At 43.9% G+C, this 14,547-nt stretch carries 12 protein-coding genes; 5 read left to right on the top strand and 7 right to left on the bottom strand.

Annotated features, from left to right (window positions below; translation table 11 throughout):
* Positions 1 to 340 precede the first annotated feature (340 nt).
* On the top strand, positions 341 to 2,266 hold the full coding sequence (locus RS893_RS22790; RefSeq protein WP_315787969.1) for a transglycosylase domain-containing protein: 1,926 nt from the start codon (positions 341 to 343) through the stop codon (positions 2,264 to 2,266).
* A 71-nt stretch (positions 2,267 to 2,337) separates the two neighbouring features.
* Here the strand turns inward: RS893_RS22790 and RS893_RS22795 are convergent, their stop codons facing one another.
* Positions 2,338 to 2,709, bottom strand: coding sequence for a response regulator (locus RS893_RS22795; protein ID WP_315787970.1), 372 nt, complete (start codon positions 2,707 to 2,709; stop codon positions 2,338 to 2,340).
* Between the two features lie 471 nt (positions 2,710 to 3,180).
* The gene (locus RS893_RS22800; protein ID WP_315787971.1) at positions 3,181 to 3,531 is read right to left on the bottom strand and encodes a hypothetical protein; all 351 of its coding nucleotides are present in this window, start codon (positions 3,529 to 3,531) and stop codon (positions 3,181 to 3,183) included.
* A 333-nt stretch (positions 3,532 to 3,864) separates the two neighbouring features.
* On the opposite strand from RS893_RS22800, the gene RS893_RS22805 reads away from it, so the two are divergent.
* Positions 3,865 to 5,934 (top strand): ATP-binding response regulator, encoded by a 2,070-nt coding sequence (locus tag RS893_RS22805; RefSeq protein WP_315787972.1) that lies wholly within the window; start codon positions 3,865 to 3,867, stop codon positions 5,932 to 5,934.
* On the opposite strand, the gene RS893_RS22810 is transcribed toward RS893_RS22805, so the two are convergent.
* Positions 5,931 to 6,089 (bottom strand): hypothetical protein, encoded by a 159-nt coding sequence (locus tag RS893_RS22810; protein WP_315787973.1) that lies wholly within the window; start codon positions 6,087 to 6,089, stop codon positions 5,931 to 5,933. The two genes, RS893_RS22805 and RS893_RS22810, sit on opposite strands and share 4 nt — an antisense overlap.
* Positions 6,090 to 6,207: 118 nt before the next feature.
* On the opposite strand from RS893_RS22810, the gene RS893_RS22815 reads away from it, so the two are divergent.
* Entirely contained in the window at positions 6,208 to 6,762 is a 555-nt protein-coding gene (locus tag RS893_RS22815) for a TetR/AcrR family transcriptional regulator (protein ID WP_315787974.1), read from the top strand.
* Between the two features lie 240 nt (positions 6,763 to 7,002).
* Here the strand turns inward: RS893_RS22815 and RS893_RS22820 are convergent, their stop codons facing one another.
* The gene (locus tag RS893_RS22820) at positions 7,003 to 8,664 is read right to left on the bottom strand and encodes a phosphodiester glycosidase family protein (RefSeq protein WP_315787975.1); all 1,662 of its coding nucleotides are present in this window, start codon (positions 8,662 to 8,664) and stop codon (positions 7,003 to 7,005) included.
* An 826-nt stretch (positions 8,665 to 9,490) separates the two neighbouring features.
* On the opposite strand from RS893_RS22820, the gene RS893_RS22825 reads away from it, so the two are divergent.
* Positions 9,491 to 10,822: a fasciclin domain-containing protein gene (locus tag RS893_RS22825; protein WP_315787976.1), complete on the top strand. Its 1,332-nt coding sequence runs from the start codon at positions 9,491 to 9,493 to the stop codon at positions 10,820 to 10,822.
* A gap of 463 nt (positions 10,823 to 11,285) precedes the next feature.
* Here RS893_RS22825 and RS893_RS22830 read toward each other — a convergent pair whose 3' ends face one another.
* The 3 genes from RS893_RS22830 to RS893_RS22840 all read right to left on the bottom strand — a co-directional run bounded on the left by RS893_RS22830 (position 11,286) and on the right by RS893_RS22840 (position 12,670).
* A complete protein-coding gene (locus RS893_RS22830; protein ID WP_315787977.1) occupies positions 11,286 to 11,696 on the bottom strand; it encodes a VOC family protein in 411 nt (136 codons plus the stop codon).
* Positions 11,697 to 11,738: 42 nt separating this feature from the next.
* Positions 11,739 to 12,095, bottom strand: coding sequence for a YciI family protein (locus RS893_RS22835; RefSeq protein ID WP_315787978.1), 357 nt, complete (start codon positions 12,093 to 12,095; stop codon positions 11,739 to 11,741).
* 92 nt (positions 12,096 to 12,187) lie between these two features.
* A complete protein-coding gene (locus tag RS893_RS22840; protein WP_315787979.1) occupies positions 12,188 to 12,670 on the bottom strand; it encodes a VOC family protein in 483 nt (160 codons plus the stop codon).
* 545 nt (positions 12,671 to 13,215) lie between these two features.
* Between RS893_RS22840 and RS893_RS22845 the strand changes: the two genes are divergently transcribed.
* Positions 13,216 to 14,517 carry an RNA polymerase sigma factor gene (locus tag RS893_RS22845; protein ID WP_315787980.1) on the top strand — a complete coding sequence of 434 codons (1,302 nt, stop codon included), beginning with the start codon at positions 13,216 to 13,218 and terminating at the stop codon, positions 14,515 to 14,517.
* Positions 14,518 to 14,547 lie beyond the last annotated feature (30 nt).

Raw genomic sequence — 14,547 nt, forward strand, 5'->3', positions numbered from 1 at the left:
TTATAATTGCTGATCTTGTCTACCCGATTTCTACCCGATTTTTACTCGATTTTTTGACTTCTCAAGCTTAAAATCTAAATAAAAACAAAAGCATTAGAATATTAAGTTCTGCTTTAAATATAATTCATATACTTCACATTTCAGTTCATGTTTGTAAGTATAAAAGTTAAATTTTTGCAGATTTTTACCTATACAATATATAAATTATATTTTTCTAAAAAAGTAATTTATCTACTTATATAATTACTAAATTTATTTATCAAACAGTTAACAACCTATCTCTACCAAATTAATTGTTGTTAGTTATAGTTAGATTTGTCAGTAAGGAAGTCCAATTGCCGTGTCTTCATTTAAAACTTTTACAGAGAAACAATCACAACTTCAGATTTTACCTAGATTTGAGTTTTTGAAAGGAGTCGCTCAAATAACTGGCGGTATGCTCCTATCAATTACTATGTTATCAAGCTCTATTATGGCTGGAGGGCTAGTTGGTCTAGCTATTAGTTTCCGTAATCTGCCAGATGTTAGACAACTACAAAACTTTTTTCCCTCAGAAACAACTTATATTTATGATATTAATGGCAAACTTTTAATGCGCATACACGGGGAAGCTAATCGACAAGTAGTGTCTCTAAATAAAATTTCCCCTTATTTGAAACGAGCTATATTAGCTAGTGAAGACAGCCACTTCTACGAGCATAATGGTATTAATCCCACTGGAGTTGGACGTGCTGCCTTAGCTAACTGGGCAGCAGGGGAAGTCCGAGAAGGTGGTTCTACAATCACTATGCAGTTGGTGAAAAATCTGTTTTTATCTCAGAAACGTGCTTTTACCCGAAAAATAGCAGAAGCAGTACTAGCAATTCGCCTAGAGCAAGTTCTTACTAAAGATGAAATATTAGAGATGTACCTCAATCAAGTTTACTGGGGTCACAATAACTATGGCGTCCAAACGGCAGCACGCACTTACTTCAAAAAATCAGCACAAAATTTGACTCTAGGCGAATCAGCGATGATGGCGGGTTTAATTCAAGCTCCAGAAGAGTTTAGCCCGTTTGTGAATATGAAGCTAGCAAAACAAAAACAAAAACAAGTGCTGGGGCGGATGCTAGAACTGAATTGGATTAGCCAGCAAGAGTATAATAACGCCCTCAAACAAGAAATCAAACTTGGTAAAATCAAGTCATTTCAAGGTAGTGCTTTGCCTTATGTTACCAATGCCGTAGCACAGGAACTTATTAAAAAGTTTGGGCGTGAAGCACTGCTCAAAGGTGGAATGCGGGTACAAACCACAGTAAACACAAGCTTCCAAATGATGGCAGAAAAAACTGTCAAGCAGTGGCATCAAACCCTTGAAGGTCAAGGATTAAACAACAATCAAATAGCTCTAGTGGCCATTGATCCTCGCACACACTTTGTAAAAGCACTAGTAGGTGGTGTAGATTCAAAAACTAGCGAATTTAACCGAGCAACTCAAGCCCACCGTCAGCCAGGATCTTCTTTTAAACCGTTTGTTTATTATACTGCCTTTGCTAGTGGCAAATTTACACCACGCACAACGGTGTTAGATACTCCAGTTAGGTATCGAGATGGTAACGGTTGGTATTATCCACGAAACTACGATCATAGCTTTATGGGAGCAATATCGATTCGCACTGCCCTTGCCCAGTCCCGTAATATCCCTGCAATCAAGATTGGCAAAGCGGTAGGTATGAATAAAATCATCGAAACTTGCCGTACTTTAGGAATTATGAGTCCGATGGAACCTGTGAGTTCTTTGCCTTTAGGTGCAATTGGTGTAACACCACTAGAAATAGCTAGCGCTTATGCAACTTTTGCTAATTACGGGTGGCAATCTCCGCCAACGATTATTGCCCATATCACTGATAGTAGTGGCAATGTGTTACTAGATAATACTCCTAATCCTAAGTTAGTACTTAACCCTTGGGCAGCAGCAGCAACTTTAGATGTGATGCAAACAGTAGTGAGAAAAGGAACTGGCAAAGGTGCAGCTATAGGTCGTCCAGTTGCAGGGAAGACGGGTACAACCTCCTCAGAAAAAGATATTTGGTTTATTGGTAGTGTACCGCAGTTAACGACTGCCATCTGGGTAGGAAGGGACGACAACCGACAATTAGCTCACCACGCAACAGGCGGAGGTATGGTAGCTCCTATCTGGCGTGATTTTATGCAGAAGGCACTTAAGGGTGTACCAGTAGAAAACTTCAAGCCACCTTCTAAGTTTCCTCGCCCTAAATCAAAGTAATGAAGATATTTAGTTCTCTCCCCGTGAACGGGGAGCTTAAAATCTAAGGAAGAAGCCTTTTAGTCATTAGTTTAGTCTAAAGCTGCTGCTACTTGATTTGCAAGTTTTTGAGGATTAAAGGGTTTACTGATTACGCCTTTTACACCTAATTGAGTAAACTTATATGCTTCTGTATCGCGCCCTTTAGCTGTTAGTAAAATGACAGGAATATGCTTAGTTGCTGGATTTGCTTGTAAACTTTGAAACGTGCTTGTTCCATCCATATCAGGCATCATGACATCTAGGAGGATGGCATCAGGGCGAGCAGTTTGAGCTAAGAGCAGTCCTTCACTCCCACTTTTCGCAGTCAATACCTGCCAACCCCCCATGATCTCCAAACAGGTTTGAATCAATTTACGGATGTCGTCTTCATCATCAATAACAAGGATTTGCTTGGCAGTCATCGTTATTTTCTTCCTATTTTTGAATCACCGATAAAAGGCGATCGCTTACTATTAAAATTTCTATAGTTTAGAAAAGCCTTAAGTTAAGAAACAAGTATATCTATCTGAAATCAAAATATTGAAGAAGGCAGGAGGCAGGAGGCTCAGTTGGCAGAAGGTTCAATGTTCCTGGGGGATTCTGACCCCCAGTAATTGTAGACCACCAAATCGCAGATTTGGTGGGGGTCTTAAACCCAATTTGGTCAAGGCAAAAGGCATACCTTCAAACTTTTCTTCCCAACTGAGCCTCCTGCCCTGGTGCCTTCTGTCTTGCCCGAAGGGCAGACAATATTCAAAACACCGCTGCTTTACAGCAGCGGAGAGTGTTACTCTTTGTCAAGAATTTACGGTTTGTAGATGAGAGATATTTAACCTAACTAATTACACTCTAAAAATAGGTTTTTTCTCACTACGTAGAGTGTTTTGCATCGATCATTCTAGATTCCAGTAATAACTATTTGGTATTGTTACTACAACACTTTTCAGCCTATGGAGAGCATCATGGCAAATTGCCAAAGGAGCAGTCTTACCATAAGTCTTTTTCTCTTTATCAAAGCTTACCACAAAGGGTAGACCTGGGAACGCATTAGACTCAGAGCGAGAAATTTCAAAGTAAGCAGATTCAGAATTTTGCAAAACTTGAACAACTAGTTCTAAAGCCGCTCTCATATCTGTTGAATATGGGCGTTGAGGTAAATTGAACTGTTGGGATACAACCTTGTCTAAATCTGCTAGCGAGTTAAGTTGAATAGTTGCAGTACTGTACTGTGTTGTTATTGTCATTTTATACTTACTTGAATTCTGCTGCAACAAAGTGTTATGGTACTCATCCCTAAAGATAAAACTTAAAAGTGGAAATCTCGTGTAGAAACAGTAAAAGTTACTTTCGTAGAAATTCTGTTACAGCTTGGCTAAATTCAGCCGCTTTCTTGATGTGACACACGTGTACACCAGGCAAAACTTTTAGCTCGGCGTTTTGCTCTCACCAGCAAGTTTATTTCTAAAGTTAGAACTTAAAAGGGGAAAATTTGGGTAAAAATAGAGGATTCCCAAACAACTAACTCTTTGATGTCTGTTCTCTAACTGTACCTGCGGTGCGACTAGAGAGAATAAAAGATGCAAAAATTAACGCGCTCTTTAATAAAACGCTATGGCGTTGCTATCTTAACAGTTTTACTAGCACTACTACTTACACAGTCGCTATGGCTACTGCATAGGTTTAGCGCTTACCCGCTATTTTTTGCTGCTGTTATGGTTAGCTCTTGGTATGGTGGTTTAGAACCGGGGCTACTGGCGACTGTTCTGTCTGCTTTAGCTTGTGCCTACTTCTTTTTAGCTCCATTTTCTTCGCTGACTGTAATTGGGTTCAACACAATCGGCTTGGTTCAGTTTGTCTTAGTATCATTGCTAATCAGTATACTAAATCAGATGTTGCGTTCTGCCCAACGACGAGCCGAAATTAATGCACACCAAGCACAACGCAATTATGATCGCCTAAGTCAAAGTCAGGAAAAATTGCACCAAAGCGAACAACGCTACCGTTTGTTTGTAGAAGGAGTGAAAGAATATGCAATTTTCATGCTTGATCCGAACGGATTATTTCTCAATTGGAATATTGGAGCAGAACGCATTTTAGGCTATCAAGAAGCAGAAATTATTGGTCGGCATTTCCGGCACATTTTTACACCAGAAGCAATTGAGCGCGGACGACCTGAGCAAGTACTGACAATAGCAGTTAGCGAGGGTTTTTCCAAAGAAAATCGCTGGCACGTCCGTAAGGATGGCACACATTTCTGGGCGCACTGTGTCATCATACCTTTACGAGATCAAGACGGAAATCTGCGCGGCTTCTCAAAAATTATGCAAGACCTGAGTGAAAGAAAACAGGCTGAAGAAGAACGTGAGCAACTACTACTGCGCGAACAAGCCGCACGTGCCGAAGCAGAAGCCGCAAACCGCTCAAAAGATGATTTCTTGGCAGTAGTTTCTCATGAATTACGTACCCCTATGACCGCAATTCTGGGATGGGTTGGAATGTTGCAAACAGGTAGGCTGGATGAGGATAGAGCAAAAGATGCGCTGGAGACGATTGAGCGCAATGCCAACTTGCAAATGCAACTGATTGAAGATCTACTTGATATTTCGCGCATTGTTCAAGGAAATCTCTCACTGAATTTTAGCAGAGTTAATTTGGTAGAAGCGATCGCCCAAGCTTTAGAAGTTGTACAACCAGTGGCTGATGCTAAATCTATTCAAATTGAATCGGCGCTTGATACCTCGCTAGAACCTATTTGGGGTGACTCAGATCGCTTGCAACAAATCGTATTAAATCTGCTTTCTAATGCAATTAAGTTTACACCTGATGGCGGACGGGTTGAAGTGCGCCTAGAAGTAGTCAACGATCGGGAGAAAGTAGAATCAAGTCCCCACCACCGCACCGCCTCATCATCCCATCACAAAAACCGCTATGCCCAAATTACTGTCAGCGACACAGGTAAGGGTATCAGTCCTGAGTTTCTGCCGTATGTTTTTGACCGCTTTCGTCAGGCAGATAGCACGAGTACCAAGTCAAATAAGGGGTTAGGTTTAGGACTGGCGATCGCTCGTCATTTGGTAGAATTACACGGTGGCAGTATTCAAGTAGAAAGCCAGGGAATAGGGCAAGGAGCAACTTTTACAGTCAAGCTACCGTTCACAGCCATTTCCCCGTCAGAAGTTGCTCAGCCAAACAATACAGACCAGATACAGCTGCCAACTATTGCAGAAGATGCAGCACCATTAGACAATCCTCCAAAACTTAACGGCTTACGCATCCTAGTTGTGGACGACGAAACGGACACGCGCAAGTGGATTAGTACGGTACTGCAAGAGTGTGGAGCAGAAGTTATTGCTGTTGGCTCAACAGGCGAAGCACTGACATCGCTCGAACAATTCAAACCAGATGTTTTAGTGAGTGATATCGGGATACCAGACGAAGATGGCTACACGCTTATCCGTAAAATTAGGGAACTTGAACCAGAAATGGGCGGACGTATTCCCGCAGTTGCACTCACAGGATATGCCAGGGTAGAAGATTACACAGAGGCTATTGCAGCAGGCTTCCAGCTACACATCGCTAAACCAGTTAGAGCAGCCGAGTTGATTGCAGTCATTGCCAGTCTTAGCAGAATGTCTGGAAAACTTTAGAGTCCATAATCTGCAACCCAAGGATTAATTTTGAATTCCGAAGCTAGAAACCAAACAACTTTCAATTTGGATAATTCCTCAATAGCTTTGTCCAGCACCACCACAGCTCCTAAACGTTCCCACTCTTTATCGCTTAAGCTACTGGAATATGGCATTATGACCAAATTTGAAACTTGTTACTTTACCATCTAGCTGTTTTTACGACACAATTGTGTTATATGATGACCATCATTTACTCATACTGAACCTATGCGCTACAAAGACGAACACAAAATGGAAATCCATCAGCGGATCGTCGAATCCGCGTCGAGAGAATTTCGGACTCACGGATTTAAGGGAGTCGGGATCGCCAAGCTCATGGGTACGTTAGACCTGACGCACGGTGGATTTTATGCCCACTTTGCCGACAAGGAGGAGCTCGTTGCGGAGTCGTTTGTGTTTGCATTGAACCAAAGTTTGGATGCCATGCTAGTTGCCCTGGAAGCAGAGGGTTTTCCAGCCATGCTTGACTTTTACTTAAGCGAGAAACACCGAGACCAGCCAACATTGGGATGTCCGCTCCCTACACTTTCAGCCGAAGTAGCGCGATGTTCCCTATCAACGCGAAAAGCTTTTACAGAAAAATTGTCGGAGGTCTTTGATGCTATTGGCGAACATCTTCCTGAGACAACGTATTCGCAGAAACAAGCAAAAGTCAGCTTCATGTTTGCAGCCATGGTTGGAGCGGTGTCACTTGCACGAGCGACTGGGGATTCGAGACTAAGCAAAGCTATTCTTGAATCCACCCGCGAGTACCTGCTGAATCTTGTCAAGGAAGAACTCAACTAACAATGAAGGTTGGCAAAGAGTATATCTAAATCTGAATTTTTGATTCGGGCAGGCTTGTCAGCAAGGGGGTTTGGCAGCATGGAGATACAATTTATCGTTTTTCAATCTCCCTTGCTGCGACCTCAATTCCAGATACTAGGCTAGTAACAGGTAATGGGTAATGGGTAATGGAAAAAACCAATTACCAATGACCCCCAAAAAAGCATAATATCGTAAGCAATTAGCCGAACTTGATATTATTCAAGGTGTAGGAGTGTCAATTCTATTTTGGATGACAATAGCGTCCGCTATTGGTCGCTCTCCAGTAGAGTCAGATGGACGGTTAACGAGTTGCTGGTTAATAGTTATGGTTGTCGAACCTCCGCCATCAAGGTTGACAGCATCTATTGCTCCTAGCGATCGCATAATTCGAGCGCTTTCAGAAAAACTCGCACCTACACTCCACGTGGGCTGACGGCCGTCAACTGTAACCAAAAGCAGCTTTCCTGTTGCAGTAATTCCAGCTAGTGTGCGAGGGTTACGTCGTACTCCAAATCTATAGTAAAACTCTGGGTTATCCTGCCAATGAAATCCTTCGCTAAAGGCAGTGATCTCTATTTTTCCATTACGTAGCAATCTCGGACCACCATTGATGACTCCAACAGCCTCGTCTATTGGCAGTTCTTCTCCATTCGCCAAAACACGAGTATCAATGTCAATCTTTGAGCCTATTTGCCCATGATTTTGCAACCACTCAATAGCATCACCCGTTGCTGATAACACTGAGCCATTGCTTGGGATCTGACCTCCACGTTGCTGGCGGAATTCAATAACGTTACCTAATGCATCAAGTACAACTTCCGCTCCCTCTCCTGGCTCTGTGGATTTCCCAAATGCAGGTGTAAATTGAATTAGCTCACTGCTATCTGTACAAGTAAAGTCATGCTTAGGGCTTTCAGTAGGGATATCTCCACCGACACCACCGCAACCTCGAATCAAACCAGGTTTACGATTCAACCCATCGACCTCACGTGTTGCACCATCGTTTGCCGTTGCAGCAATTTTAGATGACACAGCAGCTATACGAGCATCTAGACTGGAACCCGAGGGAAGAATAAGGCTTGTTCTGCCATTGACTGCCTCGCTCACCAGCTTACCATTAATAATGGAAATACCTGCTAGGTCGCCTGGGGTGCCATCGTTAGCTCCAATCACAAAATATCCTCCGTTCACTGCTGCAACAGCTAATGTTCGCAGTGAAAGCTGTGTCAAAGGTTCATTATCAGGGACAATTTCAGTAGCAAGTGCAGGAGCAATTTTAAGGTAATACTGCTTGGGGTCTACCTCAAGTACATTCACCACCCACGGGCCAGTAGTCTTTCCCCCATCCTCTGCTGTGTTTACAACTCGCAACCCTGAATATCCAGCCGCTTCAAGTTGCAAACGCAAATTAACAGCAAGAGCTTCTGTACTAAAAGCACCAACACGAACTAAATAACCGAGCGGACCAGATTCTGGATCATCTGGTGCTCGTTGCAATATTGGTTTGATCTGAGGTTGGTATCCTTGAGCTTTCAACGATTCAGCAACAGTTTGAGCTGCTTTAAGGCTGGCTTGGAATGTGACATCGACTGTATACACGTCACGGTTTGACTGCTCGCCCCTAACAATAACTGTGTGGGTAACACCAGGTGCTATCTGTTTTGATACCCGTGATTCGCTCAAATTAGGCATTCCTAAAGGAAGTGACTGCCAATAGCGTTTGCCCGTCTGCTTTGATTGCTGGTTAGCACTGCTAACAAGCGGTTCGACCACGGTCAAAATCACAGTGAAGGGAACTACCAAGTACAAAGCTGTTGTCCTGACGAGGCGGGCTTTCCAGTTCATGACTTCTTCCTTTAGCAGATGGGCAGTAAAATCCATCACAAGCACTCTTAGCTTTCAAAGCTTGAGAGTATTCGTACATATAAATAGAACGTAGAAGCAGGTTGTTGCAGTGCCTTAAGTTAATGTAGTGGCAGAGATTTAATGACTAGTTGTGTAAAATTAAACATTTGATTAAGCCAAAATTAACCAATTATTGGACGTCGAAGAAATTATCCAGCTTTCCTAGATGCTCCACCTGAAAATGGTGATGGGTGTGCGCAACTCAGCAGGAAGTGTGACTGCTATCAGGGTCTACACTGACACAACACCCCTGTTTGCAGCCACTACCTAATCCTTCACACTCAGGGTCGATCGCACTTCCTCAAAAAATCGACAACCTCTTAGCAATATCTAATTTTCAATAATAGCGATCGCACCTTAGATAACTGCCCTGGCGAAACATTAGACTTACCGCTCAGATGGAAAAAAAGTGACACGCACTCCAGAGGGCTGCTAAGTTCTCTTTTCTGTTATGAAGCCGTCGTCCCACACTCGCTTCAGCCTCCACAAGTTTTCCACCTTTTAGAGATATCTTCAAACTAGATGCAGTTCAATAACTGAATTAGCATTCAACAACTTAACCTCAACATCCTTTTTAACTAACTTTTAGGTGTTGCACAATTGAAATGATTTAGAAAGAAGAATATAGCATTAAATCATTTTTTGATTGTGTAATGCCTATTTCTTCTCATTAAGTTGGGAAAACTCAGATGTTATGTGCTTTTGCTGAGTTTCTACGTTTTTTGGCATCAAATTATCTTTTTACTTTTGCCTTGGGTAAACCTGTCTAAAATCTAATCCCATAATTCGGAGGATATTTTCAATGTTTAGCTTCTTACGTTGGTCATCGGGTAGCGCCGCTTTGCTAGGAGTTACCATGACATTCGCAGCGATCGTTCCTGTAACAATTTCTGCTCCCACCGTTGCTCAAACGACTTCTCCATCTCCAAGTCCGGGTGCAGAGGTCAACTTTTCTGATGTTGCACCTGATTTTTGGGCGCGACCATTTATTCAAGCTCTAGCCCAAAGAAACATTATTACAGGCTTTCCTAATGGAACTTTTAGACCACAGCAGCCTGTGGAACGTGCAGAATTTGCTACAATGATAGCCAAAGCTTTTGAGCAAAATCAAGTTCGACAGTTAGGTGAATCTGGATTTACGGATGTTCCTGGTGATTACTGGGCGGCTTCTGAAATACAAGAAGCCTTTCAAACAGGATTTATGGTAGGTTATGGCGGCACATTGTTTTTCCCAGAGCAACCTATTCCTAGAGCGCAGGCGATAACTGCTTTAGCAAATGGTTTGCGTTTATCTCCTAATGGTACGCCAGCAAATATTCTTAGAAGTTACTACCAAGATGCTGGATGGATACCTGCTTACGCTATCAATCCTATAGCTGCTGCTACACAAGCAAATATTGTGGTCAACTACCCAAATGTAAAAGCTCTCAATCCACTCCGAAATCTCACCCGTGCGGAAGCCGCAGCACTTTTGTATCAAGCCTTAGTGCGGCAAGGAAAAATAGAACCACTTCCTAACAATGTTGCCGCTACTAATTATATTGTGGGTCGCAATAATGCGATCGGCCAAACCAGTTCCACGACTACATCTACGTCGAATAATGGTAGTTCCACTAGCACAACCAGTTCCACAACTACATCTACCTCAGATACTCGTGGTTCCACTAACACAACCACTTCAACGACTTCCACAACAGAGCCTGGTGACATTTATGCTCTGTCTACATTGAACTTTACAACATTAAGTTCTGCATTGAAAACAGCAGGTTTAGCAGACACTCTCAAAGGCAAAGGCCCTTATACAGTTTTTGCTCCGACTGATGAAGCCTTTGCTGCTTTACCTAAAGAGACCCTGAACAAACTATTACAACCTGAGAATCGAGAAACGTTGACTAAGATTTTGAAATATCATGTGGTGTCTGGTGAACTCACTACCGATCAACTCAAGCGTGGAGAACTGAAAACGCTTGAGGATAGACCTATCAATATTCAAATTAATCCTGGCACTAATCAAATTGCGGTGAACGATGCAAGTGTAACTCAACCGAACATCAAAGCAAGTAACGGTGTTATCCATGCGATTAATGAAGTTTTAATACCACCTGACATCAATTTGAACCAGTTAGGGAAATAGCTTTCTATTGCCTGTGTACTTGGATTACTTTGCAACGCCTTATTTGAGGGTAAAGTAGTAAGTATGACACCAGCCACTATGTAAAATCTCTTAGCCTTGCTACAAGAGCTTTCCAAAAATAAAATGGCTTATTGACACAAAAATCTCTAAAAAACCTTGTTTTTGCAGTACCAATTGAAGTTTAAGTTATTTGGCACAGCATTTAGTAACGTAGCCACAAAAGTTTCAAGCTCTAGAAATTAGAGGGATTCAAATGGTACGACTCAAAGTAGCAAATCTGGTCTGCCAAATCCTGATTTTTAGGTAAAAGTTAGTTTTTTTCTAAAACCAAGTCTGAGTAAGATTTACAGATGACACGTGGCGGCAAAATGCGTCTTAGCTACTTTTACCCCGTTTTAGCTCCTTTTTATCCTTGAGAACTCTGACCGATAGATACTAGCCAATGCAGCTCACTGCACAATGTTCAAGTTGTTTGCTCACAGTTGATCATCCACGGCGTACCGAACTGATCGACTAACATGCCAAAGCGGGCAGACCAGAAGGTTTGATTGAGCGGCATGGTGACTTTGCCGTTTTCTGCCAGCGTGTGAAAAATTCGTTCCGCTTCTGCTGGGGTCTCAACACTGATCTGCACGTAGAAGCCTTGAGGGGTTTCAAAATATCCAGGCGGACTATCAGATCCCATCAAGAGTCGGTCTCCCAAGTCGAGACAAACATGCATAATCTTGTCATGCCATTCAGGGGGTACCTGTTCTGCCGAGGGTGCCTCCTTATGCGTCATCATCATCGTGATTTTGCCACCGAGACACTGCTCATAAAACTTGAATGCTGCCTCACAGTTGCCGTTGAACATCAAATAAGGATTAAGTTTCATCAGATACTCCTTAGGTTAAGATTCAGGTTGGTTTGGATGCAATTAAGATTCTGGTAAACCCGCGACTTCGATTACGGGACGAATTTCGACCGTGCCGACTTGAACGGCTGGAATTTGGGTGGCGATCGCAATTGCCTCATCCAGATCCTGAGCGTCAATTAGAAAAAAACCACCCAATTGTTCGCGCGTCTCAGCAAAGGGTCCATCGGTCACGAGTGATTTGCCGTCGCGCACCCGGACACTGGTTGCTGTTGCGACTGGATGGAGTGGGGCGGTTGCCAAATATTGCCCCTTCGAGTTGAGTTCCTGGGCGAGTTGCACAGAGTCTTTATAACACTGCTCCCGCTCGGTGTCGCTCAGGGCATGTTCTTCCAGGTAGATTAGCAGTATGTATTTCATAGGTTGGACTTTTGAGTTGATTTTCGTGCATCAGTTGAACGATTAATGTAGGATGTCATTCGTCCATCGACTAATAGAGGCTCCTCTGTGGACTACTTCTGGTTGTAGGCTTGCTGTAAACGGGCAATATCAATCTTGCTCATTGTGAACATGGCTTGCATTACGCGCGTTGCCTTGTCAGCATCTTTGTCTTTGAGCATTTCCGTCAGGACTCGCGGCACAATTTGCCAAGACAGACCGAACTTGTCTTTTAACCAGCCACATTCACCTTCACGTCCACCTGCGGACAGCTTACTCCACAGTTCGTCAACTTCTTCCTGGGTTTCGCAGTCCACACTAAGGGAAATCGCCTCAGTAAATGGAAATTCCGGTCCAGCATTGAGTGCCTGAAACTGCTGCCCTTCAATTTCAAAGCGGATAATCAGCACTTTGCCTTTGTGTTCGGGCATGGCATCGCCGTAGTGCAAAACCTCCAAAATCTTGCTGTTCTTGAAAATGCTCAGGTAGTGATTAACGGCTTCTTCAGCATTGAAGTTAAACCAGAGGCAGGGCGTGATTTTTTGTCGGGTTGTCATGATCATTTCCTTTCGATAATGATGGTTGAAGACGCTATTGAAGTTCGTAGGTATTCACTACAACGCCGCAGGCATAAGCAGTAGAAGTTATCAACTTCAAAGGCGTTTGACTTTCAAATATTTGCATCCCTTTTCCGATCGCAACCGGGTTGACAAACAGATTCAACTCGTCGATCAACCTGTTTTCAATCAGTGAGAAGTCATCCAGTCTAACTGACCCTCTGAGCCTGCAACAAAGCTGTCAACCGTAATTTGCATTTGGAGCTTAAGTTTTCGCATGATTTCTCCATTGATAAGCGTTTTAGCTGAATGTACAGCCCAACTAGGATTTAGGCTGCTTTCTCACCATTCACCGTCTTGCGATCGACGGGTATTCGTTTGCCTCATTGCATATCGATTCTCCTTTTGCGTTTTCTATAAATGAGTCGAACGGCGTTAGCGCAAATCGACACCTCGCTAGAAAAATTTTCTGATTCAATGCGAGCAGATGTACTATAAAATATGATCGAAGCAACCTCTGTTGTTCTCCTGTGTAAGTCAGTCGAATGAGGTTGGCGCAAATCGACACCTTGCCCACAATTTTTATGCCAGGTATGACTTTAAACGCAAAACTAGACATAAACCAGGCAATCGCTTCTGTTTACCGTGCTGAGTGGGGGCGGATCGTTGCCATTCTGATTCGGTTGGTAGGAGATTTTGATATTGCTGAAGAAGCGGCACAGGAAGCCTTTGCAGCCGCAGTGAATCAGTGGCAATCTGGGGGAATTCCGGATCTTCCCCGTGCCTGGATTATCCGCACGGCTCGATATAAAGCGATTGATCGTCTCCGACGGCGAACACGACTCACGGAAAAGTTGGAATGGTATGCAGCATCCGGGTTAATTCCGACTCACGAAGAGCCAACCTACGATTCGGATGAGATTCCAGATGATCGACTGCGATTAATTTTCACCTGCGCTCACCCGGCACTGACGATTGAGGCGCAAGTCGCTCTGACACTGCGAATGCTGGGCGGTCTGGAAACCGATGAAATTGCCCGCGCCTTTCTCGTACCCACAGCAACGATGGCACAACGGCTAGTCCGTGCCAAGCGCAAAATTCGGGATGCGGGAATTCCCTTTAGAGTGCCAGATCCGAGCGCTCTCTCTCCCCGGATAGAGGCGGTACTGACAGTGATTTATCTAATTTTCAACGAGGGCTATGCAGCGACCAGGGGTGAGGCGATGGTCAGGGCTGACCTCTGCACCGAAGCTATTCGATTGGGACAACTAATAAGGCAATTGATGTCCCCCCAACCACCCTCAGAAGTCACGGCACTGGTGGCGCTGATGCTACTGCACGACTCCCGACGCGATGCCCGTCTTAACGCAGCAGGCGATCTCGTTTTGCTCGAAGATCAGGATCGTACTCGCTGGAACCAGCAACAAATTGCTGAGGCGTTGCCGCTAGTAGAGGAGGCGCTGCGGGGCGAATTGAACCCGTTTGCCGTACAAGCGGCGATCGCGGCACTCCATTGTCAAGCAGCGCGGGCAGAACAAACCGACTGGGCGCAGATTGCGCGGCTTTATGATGTGCTGGAACAGTTACAGCCTTCGCCGATCGTTTCATTGAATCGGGCGGTGGCGATCGCGATGGTCAATAGTCCTCAAGCAGCGCTTGTCCTTACTGATAAGCTTGCCCCTCAACTCGACGACTACCATTTGTTTCACGCTACCCGTGCCGATCTGCTGCGACGGATGGGGGACTCTCAAGCAGCTGCTCAAGGCTATGCCCGGGCGCTGGCATTAGTTACCAATGACAGTGAACGCCGCTTTTTAGAGCGTCGGCTGCGCGAAGTCCAACCCTGAATTGAGATGAATTCGATAATAGAATTTTAT

Source organism: Fischerella sp. JS2, assembly GCF_032393985.1.
Taxonomy (GTDB): Bacteria; Cyanobacteriota; Cyanobacteriia; order Cyanobacteriales; family Nostocaceae; genus Fischerella.

Coding starts and splice junctions, on each gene's coding strand:
- RS893_RS22830 (WP_315787977.1), bottom strand. CDS start 11,696: ATGAAACTTAATCCTTATTTGATGTTCAACGGCAACTGTGAGGCAGCA.
- RS893_RS22810 (WP_315787973.1), bottom strand. CDS start 6,089: ATGCCATATTCCAGTAGCTTAAGCGATAAAGAGTGGGAACGTTTAGGA.
- RS893_RS22845 (WP_315787980.1), top strand. CDS start 13,216: ATGAGGTTGGCGCAAATCGACACCTTGCCCACAATTTTTATGCCAGGT.
- RS893_RS22815 (WP_315787974.1), top strand. CDS start 6,208: ATGGAAATCCATCAGCGGATCGTCGAATCCGCGTCGAGAGAATTTCGG.
- RS893_RS22820 (WP_315787975.1), bottom strand. CDS start 8,664: ATGGATTTTACTGCCCATCTGCTAAAGGAAGAAGTCATGAACTGGAAA.
- RS893_RS22795 (WP_315787970.1), bottom strand. CDS start 2,709: ATGACTGCCAAGCAAATCCTTGTTATTGATGATGAAGACGACATCCGT.
- RS893_RS22825 (WP_315787976.1), top strand. CDS start 9,491: ATGTTTAGCTTCTTACGTTGGTCATCGGGTAGCGCCGCTTTGCTAGGA.
- RS893_RS22800 (WP_315787971.1), bottom strand. CDS start 3,531: ATGACAATAACAACACAGTACAGTACTGCAACTATTCAACTTAACTCG.
- RS893_RS22840 (WP_315787979.1), bottom strand. CDS start 12,670: ATGACAACCCGACAAAAAATCACGCCCTGCCTCTGGTTTAACTTCAAT.
- RS893_RS22835 (WP_315787978.1), bottom strand. CDS start 12,095: ATGAAATACATACTGCTAATCTACCTGGAAGAACATGCCCTGAGCGAC.
- RS893_RS22805 (WP_315787972.1), top strand. CDS start 3,865: ATGCAAAAATTAACGCGCTCTTTAATAAAACGCTATGGCGTTGCTATC.